Origin of the sequence: Sphingomonas adhaesiva, from assembly GCF_036946125.1 — a bacterium.
Classification (GTDB): Bacteria; Pseudomonadota; Alphaproteobacteria; order Sphingomonadales; family Sphingomonadaceae; genus Sphingomonas; species Sphingomonas adhaesiva_A.
In genome coordinates, this window is the sequence record NZ_JAQIJT010000002.1 from 2,453,798 (window position 1) to 2,472,808 (window position 19,011).

20 protein-coding genes and 1 tRNA gene are annotated in these 19,011 nt (G+C 70.6%); 11 read left to right on the forward strand and 10 right to left on the reverse strand.

The features are described 5' to 3' along the window. Nucleotides 1–21: 21 nt before the first annotated feature. Entirely contained in the window at nucleotides 22–918 is an 897-nt protein-coding gene (locus PGN23_RS17770; RefSeq protein WP_335304645.1) for a LysR family transcriptional regulator, read from the forward strand. A 77-nt stretch (nucleotides 919–995) separates the two neighbouring features. Then, nucleotides 996–2,726 carry a TolC family protein gene (locus PGN23_RS17775; protein ID WP_335304428.1) on the forward strand — a complete coding sequence of 577 codons (1,731 nt, stop codon included), beginning with the start codon at nucleotides 996–998 and terminating at the stop codon, nucleotides 2,724–2,726. A gap of 36 nt (nucleotides 2,727–2,762) precedes the next feature. Here PGN23_RS17775 and PGN23_RS17780 read toward each other — a convergent pair whose 3' ends face one another. From PGN23_RS17780 to PGN23_RS17800, 5 genes are all read right to left on the reverse strand, one after another. After that, on the reverse strand, nucleotides 2,763–3,764 hold the full coding sequence (locus tag PGN23_RS17780; protein ID WP_335304429.1) for an acyltransferase family protein: 1,002 nt from the start codon (nucleotides 3,762–3,764) through the stop codon (nucleotides 2,763–2,765). Then, nucleotides 3,764–4,774, reverse strand: a complete 1,011-nt coding sequence (locus PGN23_RS17785; RefSeq protein WP_335304431.1) for a glycosyltransferase family 2 protein — start codon at nucleotides 4,772–4,774, stop codon at nucleotides 3,764–3,766. Before PGN23_RS17785 ends, PGN23_RS17780 begins: the two co-directional genes overlap by 1 nt. After that, the gene (locus PGN23_RS17790) at nucleotides 4,771–5,883 is read right to left on the reverse strand and encodes a hypothetical protein (RefSeq protein WP_335304432.1); all 1,113 of its coding nucleotides are present in this window, start codon (nucleotides 5,881–5,883) and stop codon (nucleotides 4,771–4,773) included. The genes PGN23_RS17785 and PGN23_RS17790 overlap by 4 nt, the downstream gene beginning before the upstream one ends. A gap of 98 nt (nucleotides 5,884–5,981) precedes the next feature. Further along, the gene (locus tag PGN23_RS17795; RefSeq protein ID WP_335304433.1) at nucleotides 5,982–6,659 is read right to left on the reverse strand and encodes a sugar transferase; all 678 of its coding nucleotides are present in this window, start codon (nucleotides 6,657–6,659) and stop codon (nucleotides 5,982–5,984) included. A 160-nt stretch (nucleotides 6,660–6,819) separates the two neighbouring features. Further along, nucleotides 6,820–8,031, reverse strand: coding sequence for a glycosyltransferase family 2 protein (locus tag PGN23_RS17800; RefSeq protein ID WP_335304434.1), 1,212 nt, complete (start codon nucleotides 8,029–8,031; stop codon nucleotides 6,820–6,822). A 150-nt stretch (nucleotides 8,032–8,181) separates the two neighbouring features. Between PGN23_RS17800 and purE the strand changes: the two genes are divergently transcribed. Then, nucleotides 8,182–8,658 (forward strand): 5-(carboxyamino)imidazole ribonucleotide mutase, encoded by a 477-nt coding sequence (gene purE / locus PGN23_RS17805; RefSeq protein ID WP_335304435.1) that lies wholly within the window; start codon nucleotides 8,182–8,184, stop codon nucleotides 8,656–8,658. Further along, nucleotides 8,655–9,722, forward strand: coding sequence for a 5-(carboxyamino)imidazole ribonucleotide synthase (locus PGN23_RS17810; protein WP_335304436.1), 1,068 nt, complete (start codon nucleotides 8,655–8,657; stop codon nucleotides 9,720–9,722). The genes purE and PGN23_RS17810 overlap by 4 nt, the downstream gene beginning before the upstream one ends. A gap of 6 nt (nucleotides 9,723–9,728) precedes the next feature. Here the strand turns inward: PGN23_RS17810 and PGN23_RS17815 are convergent, their stop codons facing one another. Both PGN23_RS17815 and PGN23_RS17820 read right to left on the reverse strand, forming a co-directional pair. Further along, nucleotides 9,729–10,172 carry a hypothetical protein gene (locus PGN23_RS17815; protein ID WP_335304437.1) on the reverse strand — a complete coding sequence of 148 codons (444 nt, stop codon included), beginning with the start codon at nucleotides 10,170–10,172 and terminating at the stop codon, nucleotides 9,729–9,731. A 47-nt stretch (nucleotides 10,173–10,219) separates the two neighbouring features. Next, entirely contained in the window at nucleotides 10,220–11,179 is a 960-nt protein-coding gene (locus PGN23_RS17820; protein ID WP_335304438.1) for a M48 family metallopeptidase, read from the reverse strand. A 92-nt stretch (nucleotides 11,180–11,271) separates the two neighbouring features. On the opposite strand from PGN23_RS17820, the gene PGN23_RS17825 reads away from it, so the two are divergent. The 5 genes from PGN23_RS17825 (at nucleotide 11,272) to PGN23_RS17845 (ending at nucleotide 16,128) form a co-directional block, all read left to right on the forward strand. Continuing rightward, nucleotides 11,272–12,528, forward strand: coding sequence for a DUF445 domain-containing protein (locus PGN23_RS17825; protein WP_335304439.1), 1,257 nt, complete (start codon nucleotides 11,272–11,274; stop codon nucleotides 12,526–12,528). 72 nt (nucleotides 12,529–12,600) lie between these two features. Continuing rightward, nucleotides 12,601–13,713, forward strand: coding sequence for an ABC transporter permease (locus tag PGN23_RS17830; protein ID WP_335304440.1), 1,113 nt, complete (start codon nucleotides 12,601–12,603; stop codon nucleotides 13,711–13,713). Then, the gene (locus PGN23_RS17835) at nucleotides 13,713–14,555 is read left to right on the forward strand and encodes an ABC transporter ATP-binding protein (RefSeq protein WP_335304441.1); all 843 of its coding nucleotides are present in this window, start codon (nucleotides 13,713–13,715) and stop codon (nucleotides 14,553–14,555) included. The genes PGN23_RS17830 and PGN23_RS17835 overlap by 1 nt, the downstream gene beginning before the upstream one ends. After that, on the forward strand, nucleotides 14,555–15,517 hold the full coding sequence (locus PGN23_RS17840; RefSeq protein ID WP_335304442.1) for an MlaD family protein: 963 nt from the start codon (nucleotides 14,555–14,557) through the stop codon (nucleotides 15,515–15,517). Before PGN23_RS17835 ends, PGN23_RS17840 begins: the two co-directional genes overlap by 1 nt. Before the next feature lie 11 nt (nucleotides 15,518–15,528). Beyond that, complete coding sequence (locus PGN23_RS17845) at nucleotides 15,529–16,128, forward strand: ABC-type transport auxiliary lipoprotein family protein (RefSeq protein WP_335304443.1); 600 nt, start codon at nucleotides 15,529–15,531, stop codon at nucleotides 16,126–16,128. A 10-nt stretch (nucleotides 16,129–16,138) separates the two neighbouring features. Here the strand turns inward: PGN23_RS17845 and PGN23_RS17850 are convergent, their stop codons facing one another. Further along, the gene (locus PGN23_RS17850; RefSeq protein WP_335304444.1) at nucleotides 16,139–16,993 is read right to left on the reverse strand and encodes a peptidylprolyl isomerase; all 855 of its coding nucleotides are present in this window, start codon (nucleotides 16,991–16,993) and stop codon (nucleotides 16,139–16,141) included. Nucleotides 16,994–17,084: 91 nt separating this feature from the next. Here PGN23_RS17850 and PGN23_RS17855 point away from each other — a divergent pair. Further along, nucleotides 17,085–17,175: transfer RNA gene (locus tag PGN23_RS17855), tRNA-Ser, on the forward strand. 209 nt (nucleotides 17,176–17,384) lie between these two features. Here PGN23_RS17855 and PGN23_RS17860 read toward each other — a convergent pair. Both PGN23_RS17860 and PGN23_RS17865 read right to left on the reverse strand, forming a co-directional pair. Next, on the reverse strand, nucleotides 17,385–18,038 hold the full coding sequence (locus PGN23_RS17860; protein ID WP_335303501.1) for an IS630 family transposase: 654 nt from the start codon (nucleotides 18,036–18,038) through the stop codon (nucleotides 17,385–17,387). Then, nucleotides 17,968–18,330: a helix-turn-helix domain-containing protein gene (locus tag PGN23_RS17865; RefSeq protein ID WP_335303502.1), complete on the reverse strand. Its 363-nt coding sequence runs from the start codon at nucleotides 18,328–18,330 to the stop codon at nucleotides 17,968–17,970. Before PGN23_RS17865 ends, PGN23_RS17860 begins: the two co-directional genes overlap by 71 nt. A 447-nt stretch (nucleotides 18,331–18,777) precedes the next feature. Between PGN23_RS17865 and PGN23_RS17870 the strand changes: the two genes are divergently transcribed. After that, complete coding sequence (locus PGN23_RS17870; protein ID WP_335304445.1) at nucleotides 18,778–18,918, forward strand: DDE-type integrase/transposase/recombinase; 141 nt, start codon at nucleotides 18,778–18,780, stop codon at nucleotides 18,916–18,918. Nucleotides 18,919–19,011 lie beyond the last annotated feature (93 nt).

Here is a 19,011-nt window from a genome sequence, read left to right on the forward strand (position 1 = left end):
CTGCAACCATCACCTGCAATGATGCAGCCCCTCCCCTGGAACGACCTGCAGGACTTTCTCGCCATCGCGCGCGCCGGGCAATTGTCGCGCGCCGCCGCGCTGATGGGGGTGGACGCGACCACGGTCGGCCGCCGCCTGCGCCGGCTGGAGGCGCGGCTCGGGCGGACGCTCTTCGAACAGACGCGCGAGGGGCAGGTGCTGACCGAGGCGGGCGAGGCCCTGCTGGCGCAGGTCGAGGCGATGAGTCGCGCGGCGGAACGCATCGCGGACCCCGCGGGCGACCGCGCCGACGTCTCAGGACTGCTGCGCGTCAGCGTGTCGGAGGGGTTCGGGACGTGGCTGATCGCCGAGCATCTGCACGATTTCGCCGCCCGCCACCCCGCGGTCACGGTCGATCTGGTGGCCAGCAACGGCTTCCTCAGCCCCTCCAAGCGCGAGGCGGACTGCGCCGTCCTGCTCGCGCGCCCGCGGCAGGGGCCCGTCGTCGCCGCCAAACTCGCCGATTACCGGCTCCATCTCTACGCCAGCCGCGATTATGTCGCGCGACACGGTACGCCGACGCGCGCGACACTGGCGCGCGACCATCGCCTGATCGGCTATATCCCCGACCTGCTCTATGCGCCGGAGCTTCGCTACCTGCACGAAATCGACCCCGCGCTCGCGCCCACGCTGCGCAGTTCCAGCATCCATGCGCAGGCGCGCCTCGTCGCATCGGGTGCGGGGGTGGGCGTCCTGCCGCATTTCATCGCCGGCGCCGATCCCGCCTTGCTGCGCGTCCTGCCGGAGATCGCGATCACCCGCGCCTTCTGGCTGGTCACGCACCGCGATACCCGCCGCCTGCGCCGCGTGCGTGCGTTTCGCGACTGGCTGACGGAGCTCGTCTCGACGCATCGCGCGCGGCTGGTAGGGACGTATTAACCATGCCCGACTACCCGATCGTCATGATATGGCCGCTCTCAAACGCCGACGGGAATCGGCCAGGGGGATTGCAGACGATGACACGGGTGTGGGTGAAGGCGGCGTTGCTGCTGGGGAGCGCCGCGGGCGCGTTGACGCCGCTGGCGGCGCAGGTGACGAGACCCACCGCCCGCGCCACGCAGCAGCCCGCCGCCGCCCCCGCCGCGACCGCGACGACCCCGGCGGTCGCGCCGCGCAGCACCGTGGCGACGACTGTCATCGCCGGCCCGCCGGTCACGGGCCTCCCCGATCGCCCCGCTCCGCGCTACGCCCCCGATTTCGGCGGCAAGTTGTCGGGCCTGCCCTATGACAAGAAGGCGCCCGTCCCCGCGATCGCGCCGGTCCGCACGCTGGCGGAGGCGATCACGCTCGCCTACCGCACCAATCCCGAACTGCTCCAGGCGCGCGCGCAGGCGCGGTCGACCGACTTCGGCGTGCCCGCGGCCCGGTCGCAATTCGGCCCCCAGCTGGGCGTATCGGGTGCCTACACCTTCACGCGCACCCGGCAGGAGGTGATCCCGGGCACCTTCCTGGGCGTCCAGGGCTGGAACAGCTCGGCACAGGCGGTGCTGTCGCAGCCGGTGTGGACGTTCGGGCGCAACGCATCGGCGGCGGCGGGCGCCGTCGCGACCGCGCAATTCCAGCGCGACGCGCTGCGCGTGACCGAGGCGCAGGTGATGAACGACGTCGTCACCGCCTATGTCGCGGTGCTGCGCGACGCCGCCTCGGTGACGATCGCGCGCGAGAATCTGGCGCTGCTCAACCGCCAGCTGGACGAGAACCAGACCCGCTTCGAGGTGCGCGACCTGACGCTGACCGACCTCGACCAGACACGCACCCGCGTCCAGCTGGGCCAGGCCGACCTGCTCCAGGCGGAGGGGCAGCTGGGCATATCGCAGAAGGTGTTCCTGCAGCGCGTCGGTGCGCCTCCGGGCGACCTCCAGCCGCCCGACCTGCTCAACATCACCTTCAACTCGCTCGACGGCGCCTATGCCTTTGCCGAGGCGAACAGCGGCCTGGTCCGCGCGGCGCAATCGCGTGAGAAGATCTCGCGCGCCGCCGTCGCCGCGGCGCGCGCCGAGATGGGGCCGCGCGTTGACCTGCGCGGCACGGCCAGCTACGGCAGCGTCTCGCCCTATAACGACCAGCTGCGCACGACCAACCTCGTCGGTCAGGTGGTGGTGACCCAGCCGATCATCGACTCCGGCCTGCGCCGTTCGCGTGTCGGCCAGGCGGAGGAGGCGAACCAGGCCGACTGGCGCCTGCTCGACCAGACCTATCGCGACACCCGGCAGACGGTGGGCGCCGCGTGGGAGCAGCTGGCCGCGACGCGCACGTCGCTCGCCAACTACCGCGCCGCCATCGACGCCGCGCAGCGCGCCTATGACGGCGCGCTGATCCAGCAGAAGGCGGGCGATCGCAGCACGCTCGACGTGCTGAACCTTGCGCGCGACCTGCTGACCGTGCGCAACAGCTACAATCTGACGATCGCGAGCGAATATCTCGCCCGCGCCGGCCTGCTCGCCGCGGCCGGGTTGCTGGAGGGGCCGCAGATCGTCCCCGGGCTGACCGGCTATGACGATCAGGACCATTACGATCGCGTGCGTCGCCGCGGCGACATTCCGCTGCTGACGCCGGTGCTCAACGCGCTCGACAACGTCACCACCGGCAATCTGACGCGCGACCGGCCCGTCCGCGACGCCGGTGCCGAGCAGGCGATCGGCGCCACCATGCCGCTGCCCGCCCCCGATCCCGTGACGAAGCCCTGACCGGCACGGAAGGGGGGGACGGGGGCGGGGTGCCCGTCACATCCCGGGGATGGGCACCCCCAGCCGCGACTTTCGCCGCTTCAGCAGCACGTTGATCGGCTTCTCGATCGTCCGGTAGGCGACGATCCCGCCGATCAGGCTGGCCGCCACGCACAGGACGATCGTCGGCGCGATCGGCAGCCCGACGATCCGCGCCGCCTTCACGACGACCGCCAGGATCATCGTGTGCCACAGATAGATCGAGTAGCTGGCGTCGCCCAGCAGCTTGAGCGCGGGGACGTACGGCAGGCCGCCCTCACGATGCTCCAGCTGCAACACCCCCGCGAGCAGCAGCAGCGCCGGGATGCCATAGGTCAACGGCCGCAGGCGATCGCTGTCGGTCCACCAGGCACCCACGTACAGCACGGCCGCCAGCGCGACCACCGCGGGCCCGCCCACGGGCGCGCCGTGCCGTTTCCAGTACCAGCCCAGCCACGCCCCCGCGACGAACTCCAGCAGGATCGGCTGCGAGTAGAAGGCGAGCAACGCGCCCGGCGCGACCGCCAGCGCGCCGATCACGCACACCATCGCGAGCAGGACGGTCAGGACCGGCAGCTGCCACACCCGCGGCCCCAGCAGGGTGAGCGCGAAGAGCACGTAGAAGAACATTTCGAAATTGAGCGTCCAGCCCGGCACCAGCAGCGGCAAGGTCGCCGATCCCTCGGCAGCCTGGTACGGGATGAAGAGATAGGAGGCGATGATGTGCGCCACGTCGACGCGCGCCTGCGGAAACAGCCCGAGCAGGATGCCCGCCAGAAAGACCGTCGTCGCCACCCAATAGGTCGGTGCGATCCGCTTGATGCGGTCCATCATGAACGTGGTGGCGCGGGTTTCGGGGCTGGTGATCGCGATCATCAGGAACCCGCTGAGCACGAAGAACAGGTCGACCCCCGCCTCGCCGACGGTAAACCGCGTGCCGACGCGTTGTGCCGCGTGATAGATGACGACGCCGGTCGCCGCCGCCGCGCGCAGATACTGGATCCCGACCAGCTGTCGCATTACCCCCCCCATCCCCTCGGCAACGGGCCCGGCCGCGCGCCGGTCAGATGCACCCCGACGAACCCCAGCGACCAGGCGACGTGCATGACCATCGCCGCCCACCCCGATGCCGCGACGCAGGCCGATTTGGCGCGCCAGCCCAGCAGCGCGCCATACGCCAGGCACAGCCCAGCCCAGCCCAGCGCGGGCAGCGCCAGCACCAGCGCCCAGGGCGTCGCCACGATCGCCAGCAGCGCGCCGAGCATCGCCGCGGCGACGGCGGGGGCGATCACGATCGGCACCGCCTGGCGCAGCTTGATGCGGCTGCCGTGGCGCAGCAGGTTGAGCGCGCGCCCACGCCCATAGCCGCGATACTGGCGGAACAGCGGCCCCGCGGCCGTGCGCGGCCAATAGGTCAGCACCAGCGCCGGCTCCAGCCAGATGCGCCCGCCCGCCGCCAGCAGCCGCTGGTCCAGCTCCGCATCCTCGTTGTGCGAGAACCCCTCGTCATATCCGCCGACGCGCGCGTACAGCGCCAGGTCGAACAGCGCGTGATGGCCGTGATCGACCCACTGCCCCGCCGTCAGCCGTCGGTGGGCCGACCCGCCGTTGCCCAGCACCGAATTCTGCGCCGCCGCCGCCGCCTGCTGGAAGCAGCCGCGCGCCGCCGTGACCATCGGCACCACGACCGACGTCGCATCCTGCGCCCGCGCCGCCGCGAGCAATCCGGCGACATAGTCGCGCGGATAGCCGCAATGCGCATCGACGCGCACCAGCCAGCGCCGCCCCGCCCCGTGGGTCCGCACCGCCAGATTGACCCCCGCGCTCTGGATGCGCGCGGGATTTTCCAGCAGCACGACGTTCGGGTGCCGCGCCGCCATGTCGGCGACGATCGCGCGGCTGCGGTCGGTGCTGCCGCCGTCGGCGACCACGATCAGCGCGTCGCCGCTGTCCGCCACCAGCCCCGCCAGCAGGTCGGGCAGGTGCGCTTCCTCGTTGAGGCAGGGGATGACGATCAGCACGTCCTTCATGCCGCCGCTCCCACGATCCGGTCGGCGATCGCACGGGCCTGCGCGGGCGTCATCGTCATCGCGTCCGCCGGGATCGCCGCCACCCTGTCGCGCAATCGCCCGTAGCCGTCGCGGTCCAGCCCCGCGATCAGCGCCGGCACCTCGCGCGCGGGATCGTCCAGCAGCACGCCGGCTTCGTGCGCCGCGAGCCAGTCGCCGGTCGCGACGCTGCGCAGCGCCAGCGGCACCGCACCGTGCGCCACCCCCTCGTACAGGCGGTTGGGCAGCAGCCAGGTGGAGTTCAACCCTTCCTCGAAATAGTCGATCGCCCAGATGAAGTGGATCCGCCCGAACAGCTGCGGCAGGTCCGCGGCGGTGTACCCGCCCAGATAGGTGACGTGCGGCGCGGCCTGCGCCATCGCCGCGAAATCCTCGAACAGGTCGGTCGACGGCCGGCCCGCGATCACCACCTCGATCCGCCCGTTCGCGCGCCGCGCCATCTCGCTCAGCATGTCGAAGCTGCGGCGACAGCGCAGCATCCCGAACCAGCCGATGACCCAGGGCGGCGGCGGGGGCGGGTCGATCACCGGCGACGGGGCATCCGCCTCGCACGGGACCAGGTTCTCGACCAGCATCACCTCGCCCCGGTAGCCCAGGCGGTCGCGGAAATAGGCGTCGCGAAACGCCGGCGCGCTCACCACCGTCAGCGCGACGCCCCGCAGCGCCCAGCCCTCGATCGCGTGCAGCGCCCGGCTCGCGGCGCCGCCGCCCAGCAGCAGCCGGTGGATGTCGAGGCATTCGTAGACCAGCCGCTGCGCCGGCCGCCGGACGCGGCGCGCGAGCACCAGCGTTTCCAGGTTGCGCGCGACGATCGTATCCGCATCGCGCGTCAACCGCGCCACCTGCCCGGTCAGCGCGGCATGGCGCGCGACGCTGAGCACGCGCTTCGCCAGTGCACCGTCCTCGGTCCGGCCCAGCGGCGTGACGGGGGCCTTGCCGATCGTCGCCGGGACGTGCGGATCGCGGTGGAAACCGCCGACCGCGACATCGTGCCCCGCCCCCTCGAACAAGGCGACGCGTCGGCGCACGGCGGCGTCGTTCAGGTCGTGGACAAGATAGGCAACCTTCACGGCAATCCCCCGATGCAGCGCCGATCATGTACAACCTGGGCGCGCGCGCGACCACCCGTCGCCGCGTTCCCGCGACGCGCCTCCCCCTTATGCGACGGTCAGTAGGATCCGCGCGCCAGCAGCACCGCGGGCACCGTCATCACCAGGATGCGCAGATACAGCGACAGGCTCTGCGACCGGCTGAACGCGACGTCCAGCGCGACGCGGCGACGGTAGCTGACGTCGTTGCGACCGCTGATCTGCCACAGCCCGGTCACGCCCGGCGTGGTATGGTAATAATCGACGATGTAGCGACCGTAGCGCGGCACCTCGGACGAGGAGATCGGCCGCGGCCCCACCAGGCTCATCTCGCCCTTCAGCACGTTGAACAGCTGCGGCAGCTCGTCCAGGCTGGACGCGCGCAGGAAGCGACCGATCGGCGTGATGCGCGGATCGCGCGGCAGCTTGTGGTCACGGTCCCATGCCGCCTGCAAGGCGGGGTCGCTCGCCAGCACGGCCTGCAACCGCGCCTCCGCATCGACCACCATCGAGCGGAACTTCAGGCAGCGGAACGGCCGGCCGCTGCGCCCGACGCGGACATGGCCGAAGATCACCGGCCCGGGATCGGTCACCGCGACGATCAGCGCCACCGCGGCCATCAGCGGCAGGAAGAAGATCAGAAGCAGCGCGGCCAGCACGCGGTCGACGATGCGGACCGACAGCGGACTGCCCGCCGGTGCGGCGGTGACGACGCCGCGTACATGACGCTGCTGCCAACCACCGAACGATTCCTCCATCGCCGATTTCCCCCTCTTGCGACCGTCATGTGCCGTTGCACGAAGAGTCGCAATAAATCCTGAACGGCGGGCACGCGGTACGATGTGCCGGTTCAGGACAGGCCGGTTCAGGACAGGAACGCGGCGGCCCGCATCGCCGGATCCGCGACGGCCGCGACCGTCAGCCGTGCGGCTGGATGACGCGCGTAAGCGCGGGGGCCATCGCATAGCCCGCATCGTCCTGCGTCGCGGGCGGGACCACGACGATCCGCTCCAGCGGCGGCAGGCCGTCCGCCAACGCGGCACGCGCGGCATCGTCCGCCGGCGCGGCGCGGACGATCACGCGGTGCCCCGGCATCCCGGGCGCCTCGTCGCCGACGACCAATACCGCCGGCGTCGCATCGCCTGCGGCGACCGATCGCCGGGTCAGCCTGGCGACCCGCTTCACGCCGCCCTCCGCGAAGGAGCGCGCCATCAGCCGCCACGCCGCGACATCCGTCCCCAGGGCGCGGATCGCGGCGGCAGGACGGCGGGCCTTGAGCGCGTCGAGCGAGCGGACATGCGCCTGCGCACTGGCGATCCCCGCGGTACGATGCGCCACCGCCGACAGCACCGCGGCGTCGCCGGTCAGTCGCGGCAGGGCGTCCGCCGCCGCCATCAGCCCGTCCAGATCGCGCAGGCTGGTGCGATGCGACGTCGATGCGGCGTGGCGGCGATAGAAATAGGTCGGGCGCGGCAGGAAGACGTAGCGCGCGCCCTTCGCCAGCGCGCGCGCGACCAGATCGTAATCCTCCCCGATACGCAGCCGAAGATCGTATTCCAGCCCGTGCGCGCGCAGGAAGTCGAGCGAGAACAGCGGCTTCAGATAGCCCGTCGACACACCCCCGGCAGCGACGCCGTTGCTGCGCACGAACGCCAGCAGGTCGATGTCGCGCTCCTGCCGCCATTCGGGCGCGTCCGCGAACAACGCGGTTCGGGTCAGGCCTTCGTCGACGTTGAAGGACACCATGTTGGCGGATACCAGCGTCGCGCCGGTTCGCTCCGCCGCGGCGACCAGCCGCGCGACATGCGCGGGGTGAAGCAGATCGTCGCTGTCGAGGATCGCCGCCCAGCGTCCGCGCGCGGCGGAGAGGCTGGCGTTGCGGACCGCCGCCAGCCCCGCCTGCGGCCCGTCCAGCACCCGGACGCGTGCGTCCTGCGCGGCATGGCGCTCCGCGATCGCGCGCGTGTCGTCGGTGGAGGCGTCGTCTACCACCACGATCTCGATATCGCGACAGGTCTGCTGCCGTGCGGAGAGGATCGCGTCGCCGATGAACGGCCCGGTATTGCGCGCCACGATCAGGATCGACACCGCCGGCCGCATCGCGGGGGCACCTTCCTCTAGTCCCAACATCGCCGAAATCCTCGCAGCCGGGGGCGGCTTAGTCGAGCACCGGCGGCAAGGCCAGTCCCCGCGCGGCACGGCCCGGTCCCCGCGCGGCACGGCGACGTCGCCATCCACAAGGCTGTTGCCCTGCCCTGCGGGCGCGGCTAACCGCACGCGATGGCGCGCGTCGGCATCATCATGGGGTCCACCTCCGACTGGGAGACGATGCGGCACGCCGCGGAAACGCTGGCGGCGCTGGATGTCGCGCACGAGACGAAGGTGGTCTCGGCGCACCGCACCCCGCAACGGCTGTACGATTACGCCGGCGGCGCGGCCCGGCGCGGACTCCAGGTCATCATCGCGGGCGCGGGCGGCGCGGCGCATCTGCCGGGGATGGCCGCGTCGATGACGCACCTGCCGGTGCTGGGCGTGCCGGTCGAATCGAAGGCGCTGAAGGGCATGGATAGCCTGCTGTCGATCGTTCAGATGCCCGGCGGCATCCCGGTCGGCACGCTGGCGATCGGCAAGGCGGGCGCGATCAACGCCGCGCTGCTGGCCGCCGCGATTCTGGCGCTCGGCGACGCGGACCTGTCGCAGCGGCTGCAGGCGTGGCGCGCGGCGCAGAGCGATGGCGTGGCGACCGATCCGGCATGACGATGTTGGCACCGGGCAGCACGATCGGCATCCTGGGCGGTGGACAGCTCGGCCGGATGATCGCCAGCGCCGCCGCGGACCTGGGCTACCGCACCCATGTGCTGGCGCCCGACCGCGAGAGCGTGGCGGCGCAGACCGCCTCCTCGCTGACCCGCGCCGATTATCACAACAAGGTCGTGCTGGCCGATTTCGCCGCGCAATGCGACGTCGTCACCTACGAGTTCGAGAATATCGACGCCGCGCCGGTGCGCTGGCTGGCGGAGCGCGTGCCCGTCCACCCCTCCCCGCTCAGCCTCGAGGTGGCGCAGGACCGCGTGCGCGAGAAGACCTTCGTCGAGCAGGTCGGCGGGCGCCCGGCGCGCTGGCGGGCGGTGAACGACCGCGCGGAGCTGGACGCAGCGATCGCGGCGATCGGCTGTCCTGCGGTCCTCAAGACCACGCGTTTCGGCTATGACGGCAAGGGGCAGGCGCGGCTGACGAGCGCGGCGGACGCCGATGCCGCGTTCGAGGCGATCGGCGCGCCCGCGGTGCTGGAGGCGTTCGTCGACTTCACCCACGAATTCTCGATCGTGCTGGTGCGCGGCGCGGACGGCACGATGACCAGCTATCCGCCACCGTGGAACGAGCATCGCGACGCGATCCTGCACCGCTCCATCCTGCCCGCCCCCGCCCCGATCGCGGCGCAATGGACCGAGGCGGCGGCGCTGACGGGCCGTATCGCCGATGCGCTGGGGCATGTCGGGGTGCTGACCTGCGAGTTTTTCGCCGGCGCCGAGGGGCCGGTGTTCAACGAAATGGCCCCGCGCGTCCACAATTCGGGGCATTGGACGATCGAGGGTGCGGCCACGTCGCAGTTCGCCAACCACGTTCGCGCGATCTGCGGCCTGCCGCTGGGTGAAACCGCGCTCACCGCGCCGCGCGTGGAGATGGAAAACCTGATCGGCGACGAGTGGCAGCGCTGGCCGGCGTTCGTCGCCGAGCCGGGCGCGTACCTTCACCTCTACGGCAAGCGCGAAACCCGCGAGGGCCGCAAGATGGGCCATGTCACCCGGCTGACGCGCTGAGCGCGATCAGGCCGCGGGCGGCGCGGATGGCTCCGACCGGCAGGTCGTCTTCGTCCCTTTCACGGTGATCGTGGCGCGCTCGCCCGCCGTCAGCGGGGTGATGATGCGCTTGCCCTTCCAGAGGAACTTGAAATTCGCGGGCCCGACCAGTTTGCAGACCGCCCCCTTGTCCTCGGGCAGGCACATCGTCTCCAGCCGCCGGTAATCCTCGACCGTGGCCGGCTCGACCGGAAGCAGCCCCACCCCCGTCGCCGCGGTGCCGCCGAACAGGAAGCGCTGGCCGAAGTTCAGCGCGTTGACGGTCCATTCGGTACGCCCCTCCGCCGCCACCGGCGCCTCGATCCCGCTGTTCTCCGCCAGCCGCGCGCAGAAATCGCCTGTCGAGGCCGGCGCCGCACCCGTCGACAACGACAGCGTCGTCACCAATGCCGCCGCTCGCTTGCCCATCATGTACCACGCCCCCCGCATCGTCCCGCACCGCATAGCGCGCGGGGACGTCATGGCAACGGCTGATCGCGCCGCGCAAGCAGCGGCGGCCGATACGGGGTGGGCGCATTCGCGGGCATCGTCGCCAGTTCCGCCGCGATCGCCTCGGCGCGCGCCTTCGACGAGGGGTGCGTGCGGCTGCGGAACAGTCCGCCGTCCACCTTCCCGCCCTGCGTCCGCCAGAAGGTGATCGCGCTGCGCGGATCATATCCGGCGTTGCGCAGCAGATAGGCGCCCATCAGGTCCGCCTCCGTCTCGGCCTGGCGGAACAGCCGACCGTTGCGGCCGAACTCGGACAGCAACCCCCAGGTCGCGCCCGCCGCCTCCAGCCGCGCACGGTGCCGCAGGACGACATGCCCCAGCTCGTGCGCGACCACGACCGCGACCTGATCGTCGTCGAACAGCTGGAACAGCCGCCCGCCGATCTGGATCACCTGCCCGTCCGACGAGGCACCGATCTTGTTGCCCGCCATCACCTCGAACTCGACGCGACAGCCGGGGACCGGCTGCACCGTGACGACGCTCGACGCCGTGCCGCGACGGATGGTGAGCGGCAGCGGCGCGTCAACCGGGCGCCCCGCGATCAGCGCCTGCGCGGCATTGCGGGTCGTGCTGGTGATGCCGCCCTGCGCCGCCGCGACCGGCACCGGCTGCCCGGCGACCGCGAGCAGCCCGTCATTCTCCCGCAGGCCCGCGCGATCGGCGGGCGTGCCCGGCAGGACCAGCTCGACCAGCACCGCGGCGGCGGGCAAAGTATCGCCGAACGCCCCGGCCGGATATTGGTCGACCGCGTGCAACGTCGCGCCGGTCACCGGCTGCCGCTCGCGACACAGCGCCGCATTGGCGGTCGTCAGCCGCCACGCGATCCGCGCGAGCCGGGTGTCCGCCTCCAGCAACGTCGGCTCGGCAGCGCAAGCGGTCGCTGCGATCATCGCCACGAGGGCAAGCAGGAACGTCGGGATCGGTCGCATCGCCGCATCATCGGCGATCCCCGCGTCGGCCGCAATCCGCGCCCGGGCGCCGCCGTGCTTGAACTTCCCCCCCGATCAGCGATTGTCACCGGATGACGCCGTTCGCCCGCATACCCGCCGCCCCGCCCGCGCTGCTGCGGATGCGGCGCGTGGCGACCGCGCTGCTGGTGGTGATGGCGGTCGCCTTCCTGATCGCGCGCGCGCTGGAGCCGCGCCACCCCGCCGCGGGCTTCGTCCGCGCCTTTGCGGAGGCGGCGATGGTAGGCGGGCTGGCGGACTGGTTCGCGGTAACCGCGCTGTTCCGGCATCCGCTCCATCTGCCGATCCCGCACACCGCGATCATCCCCAACAACAAGGATCGCATCGGCGACCAGCTGGCCACCTTCCTGCGCGATTATTTCCTGATTCCCACGGTCGTGGCGCGGCGGATGGGACGGATCGACATCGCCGCGGCGGCGGGACGCTGGCTGGCGGATCCGCGCGGGATCGGCGGCGGGCGGCTGGCGCGCGGGCTGTCGCGGCTGGCGCAGGAGGTGCTCCAGGCGCTCGATCAGGAACGGCTGGGCGGCATGGTCCGCGCGATGATGGTGACGCGGGTGCGCGACACCGAACTGTCGCCGATGCTGGGCCGCGCGCTCGCCGCCGCGCTGGCGGAGGATCGCCATCTGCCGGTGATCGACCATGCGGTCCGCTGGGCACGCGAGGCGCTGGCCTCGAACGAGCACCTCGTGCGCACGATGGTGCGCGAGCGCGCCGGCTCGATCCTGCGCTGGACCGGGCTGGACGAGACGCTGGCGACGAAGCTGATCGACGGGCTCGACCGCATGGTCGCCGACATGGCGGAGAACCGCGCCCACCCGCTGCGCCACAAGCTGGAGGAGGGCCTGCGGACGCTCGCCGCCGGATTGCAGCACGACCCCGAGATGCGCGATCGCGTCGAGCGGCTGAAGATCGAACTGCTCGAAAACCCGGCGATGCAGGACTGGATCAACGGCCTGTGGGAGCAGGCGCGCGCCGCGATGCTGCGCGCCGCGCGCGATCCGGAGGCGCTGATGCGCGGCAAGCTGGGCGAGGCGCTGCGTCAGCTGGGCGCGACGCTGCAGGACGATCCGCGACTGGGGCGCACGATCAACCGCTTCGTGCGGCGGGCCGCGGTGGGGGCGGCGGCGGACTATGGCGACGCGATCGTGCGGCTCGTGTCGGAGACGGTGCGCGGATGGGATGCGGATACCGTCACCCACCGGCTGGAACATGCGGTGGGCAAGGACCTGCAGTTCATCCGCATCAACGGCACGCTCGTGGGCGGGATGGTCGGGGTGGCGATCCACACGGTCGACGTGCTGCTGTGACGGTACGCTGGCGGAACGAAACCGCGTATCGCGCGCTTGTGACCGCATGAGCTTTGCCGCATGGATCGAGGGATGAGCGCGGCAGCGGATTTCTCCACGGATTCGGGTGAGGGCGGCGCGCAGGTGCTGCGCTTCACCGGCGACCTGTCGTTACCGCGTCTCGGCAACCTGCCGTCGCGTCTGGAGCGGCACGAGGGGGACGTCACCGCCGTCGACCTGTCGCAGGTCGAGCGGATCGACACGATCGGCGCCTGGGTCGTCCACCGCTTCGCGCGGGAGCGCAAGGCGGAGGTGACGGGCCTCAGCGGCGACGCGCAATATCTGCTCGATCAGGTGGTGGCGGCCGACCAGCCGGTGCAGATGCGCCCGCCGTCGCGCTCGTCGTTCCGCCGCGTGCTCGGCGAAATCGGCGATGCGACCGCGCATTCCGCGAAGACGGCGCTGGGCCTGCTCGACTTCATGGGCGCGACGCTGATCGCATTCGGCGCGGTGATCCGCCACCCGAAGCGTTTCCGCTTCAACGCCACGGTGCAGCGGTTCGAGGTCGTCGGCGTCTCCGCGCTCGGCATCATCGGCCTCATGAGCTTCCTGATCGGCATCGTCATCGCGCAGCAGGGCGCGGTGCAGCTGCGCCAGTTCGGTGCGGAGGCGTTCACGATCAACCTCGTCGGCCGCATCACGTTGCGCGAGCTGGGCGTGCTGATGACCGCGATCATGGTCGCGGGCCGTTCCGGCTCCGCCTTCGCCGCGCAGCTGGGCACGATGCAGCTGACCGAGGAGATCGACGCGATGCGCACCATCGGCGTGTCGCCGATGGAGGCGCTGGTGCTGCCGCGCACGATCGCCGCGATCGTGCTGATGCCGCTGCTCGGCTTCTATTCCTCGGTCATCGCGATCATCGGCGGCGGGCTGCTGTGCTGGTTCGCGCTCGACATCCCGCCGGTCGCCTATGTCGCGCGCATCCGCGAGGTGGTGCCGATCACCGACCTGTTCGTCGGCCTTATCAAGGCGCCCGTCTTCGGCGCGATCATCGCCATCGCGGGCTGCTTCCAGGGCATGCAGGTGAAGGGCGACGCGGAACAGGTCGGCCTCAAGACCACCTCAGCGGTGGTGCAGGCGATCTTCATGGTCATCGTCGTCGACGCGTTCTTCGCGGTCTTCTTCGAACAGATTGGCTGGATCTGATGGCCGCGGCGCGCGACGACGACGAAGCGATCATCCGCGTCCGGGGGCTGCGCAACAGCTTCGGCGAGCAGGTGATCCACGACGACCTCGACCTCGACGTCCGCCGGGGGGAGATTCTGGGCGTCGTCGGCGGCTCGGGCACCGGCAAGTCGGTGCTGATGCGCTCGATCATCGGCCTCCAGACGCCCGAAGCGGGCGAGGTGGAGGTGTTCGGCGAGCCGACGCTGGGCCGTTCGGAGACCGAAACGGTCGACATCCGCAAGCGCTGGGGCGTGCTATTCCAGGGCGGCGCGCTGTTCTCCACGCTGACCGTCGCGGAAAACGTGCAGGTGCCGCTGCGCGAATTCTATCCCGAGCTGGAGCTGTCGCTGCTCGACGAGATCGCCTCGTACAAGGTGGTGATGACCGGCCTGCCCGCCGATGCCGGGCCGAAGTTCCCCGCCGAGCTGTCGGGCGGCATGAAGAAGCGTGCCGGGCTCGCCCGCGCGCTGGCGCTGGATCCGGAACTGCTGTTCCTCGACGAGCCGACCGCCGGGCTCGATCCGATCGGTGCCGCGGCGTTCGACGAGCTGACCGCCTCGCTGCAGAAGACGCTGGGGCTGACGGTCTTCCTCATCACCCACGATCTCGACACGCTCTACGCCATCTGCGACCGCGTCGCCGTGCTCGCCGACAAGCGCGTGATCGCGGTCGGCACGATCCCGGAGCTGCTGGCGACCGACCATCCGTGGATCCAGGAATATTTCAACGGCCCGCGCGGCCGCGCCGCGGTCGCCTCGCAAAAGGATGCGGCCGACAACACCGCCGGGACCGGGCAGGTCCGGGCAACGGGGACTGAGTGATGGAAACGCGATCGAACCATGTCCTGGTCGGTGCCGTCGTGCTGATCCTGCTCGCGATGGTCGCGATCTTCACCGTGTGGATCGCGCGCGTGTCGGGCGGGGCGGAGCGCGAATACGACATCTTCTTCCGCCAGTCGGTCGACGGCCTGGCGAAGGGATCGTCGGTCACCTTCTCCGGCGTCCCCTCGGGACAGGTCAAGACGATCGCACTGTGGAAGCCCGATCCGCAGTTCGTCCGCGTGCGCATCAGCGTCAACGACGATACGCCGATCCTGCGCGGCACCACCGCGACGATCCAGGGCAGCTTCACCGGCACCAGCACGGTCAGCCTGGACGGTGCGATCAAGGGTCAGGCGCCGATCACCTGCCCCGAGCAGAACCCGCAGAACGTCTGCCCGCTGGGCGTGCCGGTCATCCCGACCAAGACCGGCGGCATCGGCGCGATCCTGAATTCCGCCCCGCAGCTGCTGGAGCGGCTGTCCACGCTGACCGAGCGGCTGACCGGGATGCTCAGCGACAAGAACCAGGCGTCGATCGCGGGCATCCTCGACAATACCAACCGCCTGACCGACGCACTGGCGGATCGCGGGCCGGAGATCGCCGCGACGCTCGCGCAGACCCGCATCGCCATCGCCCAGGCCGGCACCGCTGCCGAGCAGATCGGCCAGCTGGCGGAAACCACCAACGGCGTGCTGGCGCAGGACGTGAAGCCGACGCTGGCGAACCTCAACGCGACGATCAAGTCGGCACGCGAGAGCACCGACACGCTCAATGCCGCGATCGGCGATGCGCGCCCGGGCCTCACCACCTTCTCGAAGCAGACCATCCCGCAGGTCAATCAGCTGGTCCGCGACCTGCGCGTCACCGCCGCCTCGCTCTCCGCCATCTCGGAACGGGTCGAGCAGGGCGGCGCCGGTTCGCTGATCGGGCAACAGAAACTACCGGACTATAAGGGGAAATGACCGTGCGCCGGATGACCGCAACCCTCCCCGCCCTGTTCGCCACGCTGGCCGCGCTGCCGCTGGCGGGCTGCCTCAGCTTCGGGGGAAAGCCGCCGAAGCAGCTGCTGACGCTCGCCGCCACCGCGCAGCCGCAGCCCGGCGTCGACCAGACCTCGTCGGCCGCCAGCGCGATCGTCATCCAGGTGCCCGCGGTGCCGCAGGCGCTCGCCAACACCCGCGTGCCGGTGCAGGAAAGCGACGTCGCCATCGCCTATGTGAAGGATGCGCAATGGGCCGAGCCCCCCGCGCGGCTGTTCGCGCGGGTGCTGGCCGACACGGTGACCGCGCGCGCGAAGATGGTGGTGCTGTCCCCGGCACAGTCGTTCGAGGCGCCGAGCGCGGATCTGGCGGGCGAGCTGCGCGCGTTCGGCGTCGATGCGGCGCAGCGCCAGGCGGTCGTGATCTACGACGCGGCGCTGACCCGCGCCGGCCGGACGACGGTCGAAAAGCGCCGGTTCGAGGCGCGCACGCCGGTCGCCGTGATCGAGGGGCCGCAGGTCGCCGCCGCCCTCGGACAGTCCGCCAACCAGGTCGCGGCGCAGGTGTCGGACTGGGTCGCGAGCGGACGCTGACGCACCGGCATCAGTCGAGCCGCCGCACCTCCAGCGGGACCTCGCACACGTCCGCCCCGCCCGTCCCGATCATGGGCGGCGGCGGATTCTCGCGGCGCCGGACCGCGGCCTCGAACCGCGGATTGTCCGCCGCGCGGTAGGCGAAGCGCGGTCGCTCCGCCGGCGGCATGTCGCTCGCCAGCCGTACCGAGACGATCGGCGTGCGCTGCGCGGCCTCGGCATAAACGCCCATCGGCGCATCGCTGCGCGGCAAGGCTGACAGATGGGCCATCCCCGCGATCACGCGGCCGACGACAGCGTAGTTGCGGTCCAGCCGGCGCGCCGACTGGCCGATCGGCGTGAACAACTCCGCCCCCGATCCCGAGCGGGGATCGGCATCGCGCGCGACGCCGACCATGCCGTAGCAATGCGTCAGCCACCCCCTCCCCCGCCCGTCACCCGCGACCGGCCAGCCGTCCGCGGTGATGCCCGATACCGCGGCATGCGGGCCGCTGCGCGTCATGGACACGGCGGGCGCGAAGCGGGCGATCTCGAATTCCGGCGCGACCTGCGCCGGGACGTGGGCGGGCAACGGCTTCTTCTCGCTGGCGTCGCCCCATTGCGCGACCCAATTCTCCTGCACGCGATAGACGCTTTCCCCATCCCACCAGCGCGCCGCCGCCAACGCCCGGATGTTCGCCACGTGCGCCGGCGCATACGCCGCCGCCAGCCGCACGACGACCGTCCGGCCGCCCGCCAGCCGCATCACCAGAATCTCGTCGTCGGGGATCGTCCGCCAGTCCGACGCCGCCGCCTCGTACCGCGCAACGGCAGCGGGCGTCGCCTGGAGCAGCAGGGGCAGCGCGGCGAGGAGCGAGATCGACATGCCCGCATCGTGCCGCCCTGCGGCGCCCGATGCAATCCAGCCGCTTGCGTACTGGCGCCCCCCCGGTTAGGGCGTCCCCTCCAAGGCATGCGGAGCGGTGGCCGAGTGGTCGAAGGCGCTCGCCTGGAAAGTGAGTATACGGCAAAACCGTATCGAGGGTTCGAATCCCTCCCGCTCCGCCACATAGTCCTGACTATCTGAGAAACTTCGTCATCTCTATGGGAAATGGGGCGTTTCTGCGCGTCCCGAGCGCTCGATCGGTAGCGCAGAGAGACGTTTCCGGGCCTTGAATGGGAAATGCCGCCCGGTATTCTCCGGCACTCTCCACGGCAGTACCGAATGCATTTCCCACGCTCCGCGCAGCCGAAATTCCCATTAGAGTCAGTTTCGATCATGTTTGCACGTAGCCTGAGTGTCGGAGGTAGTTTGCGCATTCGGCGGGTCTGAAGCGTTTGAGGATGTGCTTGAGGGCTGTGACGATGGCGTCGAAGGAGCGCGGGGCGGCCTTTCGGAGCAGCGCCTTGATCTTGGCGAAGGCCTGCTCGATCGGGTTGAAGTCGGGGCTGTAGGCTGGAAGGTAGAGCAGGCCCATGCCTGCATCCTCGAGACACTGCCGGACGCCGTCGACCTTGTGGGCCGCCAGGTTGTCGCAGACCACGATGCTGCCGGGCGGCAGTTCGGGGATGAGGTGATCGGTCAGCCATTGCTGGAAGATGCGGCCGGTCATCGGCGTGTCGATCAGCATCGGCGCGGCGATGCCGTCGTGGCGCAGGCCGGCGACGAAGGTCGAGGTCATCCAGTGCCCGTGGGGTGCCTTGCCGAGCAGCGGCTTGCCCTTCCGGCCCCAGCCGCGCAGCCGGGTCATGCTGGTGGTCGTCCCTGTCTCGTCGACGAAGACCAGCGACGTGAAGTCCAGTCCGGCCTGTGCGGCACGCCAGACCTCGCGCGCGACCGCGACGTCCGGCCGGTCCTGCTCAGCCGCGAAGATGGTCCTTTTTTTTGTGCCGCAGCCCCAGCCTGCGCACCGTCCGCCAGACGCTCGCATAACTGACCTCGATCCCGCGCCCGGCCAGCTCGCTCCTGACTTCGCCCAGCGTCAACTCCGGCACCTCGGCCAGCCGCTCGCCGATCCAGCCCGCCTGATCCAGCAGCTTCGAGCGCCGATCGCCGCCCATCGGCCGCGCCGCGTGGCTGCTCTCGCGCCGGTAGCGCCGCCACCAGTTCCCCGCCGTGCTCGGCGCCACGTCGAACGCCGCACCCACCTCCCGACAGCTCCGCCCCGTCGCCATCGCCGCTACCACCCGCTTGCGAAGGTCATCCGAATACGCCTTGCCCATCCACGCCAGCCTCCCATCCGGCCAGCACCTTGAATCACCAAATCACCCCTACGTGAATCCCCCTTGATTCAACTCGGTCGCAGACGACTCTAAGATGGGAAAAGAAATGGGAACGTTCACCGGGACCGAGGCTCACGCAGCGAAATCGGCCGCGTGCACAGCGACTTCGTCTAGACATGCCCCGCCCGCGCAAACCCGTCAGCCCGCTTCGCTACTTCAATTCGCTGCCCGAGGCGATCCGGTTGTTGGTGCTGATGGACGTGCGCTTTCCGCTGTCTCTCGGGAACGTGGTGGGTTGCTGGTCGAGCGCGGCATCGACATCTGCCATGGGACCGTGCGACTGTGATGGAACAGGTTCCGGCGGACGTTCGCGGAGGATGTCCGCCGCCAGCAAGTGAGCCGAATGCGTGGCTTTCGCAGTGGCGATGGCATCTCGACGACATGTGCGTGAAGCTGAACGGCGAGATGGTCTACCTGTGGCGCGCTGTCGATCATGAGGGCGAGGTGCGGGAGAGCTACGTCAGCGGGACGCGCTCGCTGGCGTGCGGCGATGCCGTCACCCTGTCCACCATTCGCCGGCGTCAGTGACAGAGATGAATACTTCATATCAGACGATATCGGTGAAACTCGGCGCCCCGCAGGAGATTCACCGTAGCTGGCCGGGATCGGGCACAAACGTCG

Bases quoted from the DNA above. Each gene is read 5' to 3' on its own strand.
- PGN23_RS17770 (WP_335304645.1), top strand. From the start codon at position 22: ATGCAGCCCCTCCCCTGGAACGACCTGCAGGACTTTCTCGCCATCGCG.
- PGN23_RS17775 (WP_335304428.1), top strand. From the start codon at position 996: ATGACACGGGTGTGGGTGAAGGCGGCGTTGCTGCTGGGGAGCGCCGCG.
- PGN23_RS17780 (WP_335304429.1), bottom strand. From the start codon at position 3,764: ATGCGACAGCTGGTCGGGATCCAGTATCTGCGCGCGGCGGCGGCGACC.
- PGN23_RS17785 (WP_335304431.1), bottom strand. From the start codon at position 4,774: ATGAAGGACGTGCTGATCGTCATCCCCTGCCTCAACGAGGAAGCGCAC.
- PGN23_RS17795 (WP_335304433.1), bottom strand. From the start codon at position 6,659: ATGGAGGAATCGTTCGGTGGTTGGCAGCAGCGTCATGTACGCGGCGTC.
- PGN23_RS17800 (WP_335304434.1), bottom strand. From the start codon at position 8,031: ATGTTGGGACTAGAGGAAGGTGCCCCCGCGATGCGGCCGGCGGTGTCG.
- purE (WP_335304435.1), top strand. From the start codon at position 8,182: ATGGCGCGCGTCGGCATCATCATGGGGTCCACCTCCGACTGGGAGACG.
- PGN23_RS17810 (WP_335304436.1), top strand. From the start codon at position 8,655: ATGACGATGTTGGCACCGGGCAGCACGATCGGCATCCTGGGCGGTGGA.
- PGN23_RS17815 (WP_335304437.1), bottom strand. From the start codon at position 10,172: ATGATGGGCAAGCGAGCGGCGGCATTGGTGACGACGCTGTCGTTGTCG.
- PGN23_RS17820 (WP_335304438.1), bottom strand. From the start codon at position 11,179: ATGCGACCGATCCCGACGTTCCTGCTTGCCCTCGTGGCGATGATCGCA.
- PGN23_RS17825 (WP_335304439.1), top strand. From the start codon at position 11,272: ATGACGCCGTTCGCCCGCATACCCGCCGCCCCGCCCGCGCTGCTGCGG.
- PGN23_RS17830 (WP_335304440.1), top strand. From the start codon at position 12,601: ATGAGCGCGGCAGCGGATTTCTCCACGGATTCGGGTGAGGGCGGCGCG.
- PGN23_RS17835 (WP_335304441.1), top strand. From the start codon at position 13,713: ATGGCCGCGGCGCGCGACGACGACGAAGCGATCATCCGCGTCCGGGGG.
- PGN23_RS17840 (WP_335304442.1), top strand. From the start codon at position 14,555: ATGGAAACGCGATCGAACCATGTCCTGGTCGGTGCCGTCGTGCTGATC.
- PGN23_RS17845 (WP_335304443.1), top strand. From the start codon at position 15,529: ATGACCGCAACCCTCCCCGCCCTGTTCGCCACGCTGGCCGCGCTGCCG.
- PGN23_RS17850 (WP_335304444.1), bottom strand. From the start codon at position 16,993: ATGTCGATCTCGCTCCTCGCCGCGCTGCCCCTGCTGCTCCAGGCGACG.
- PGN23_RS17860 (WP_335303501.1), bottom strand. From the start codon at position 18,038: ATGCGAGCGTCTGGCGGACGGTGCGCAGGCTGGGGCTGCGGCACAAAA.
- PGN23_RS17865 (WP_335303502.1), bottom strand. From the start codon at position 18,330: ATGGGCAAGGCGTATTCGGATGACCTTCGCAAGCGGGTGGTAGCGGCG.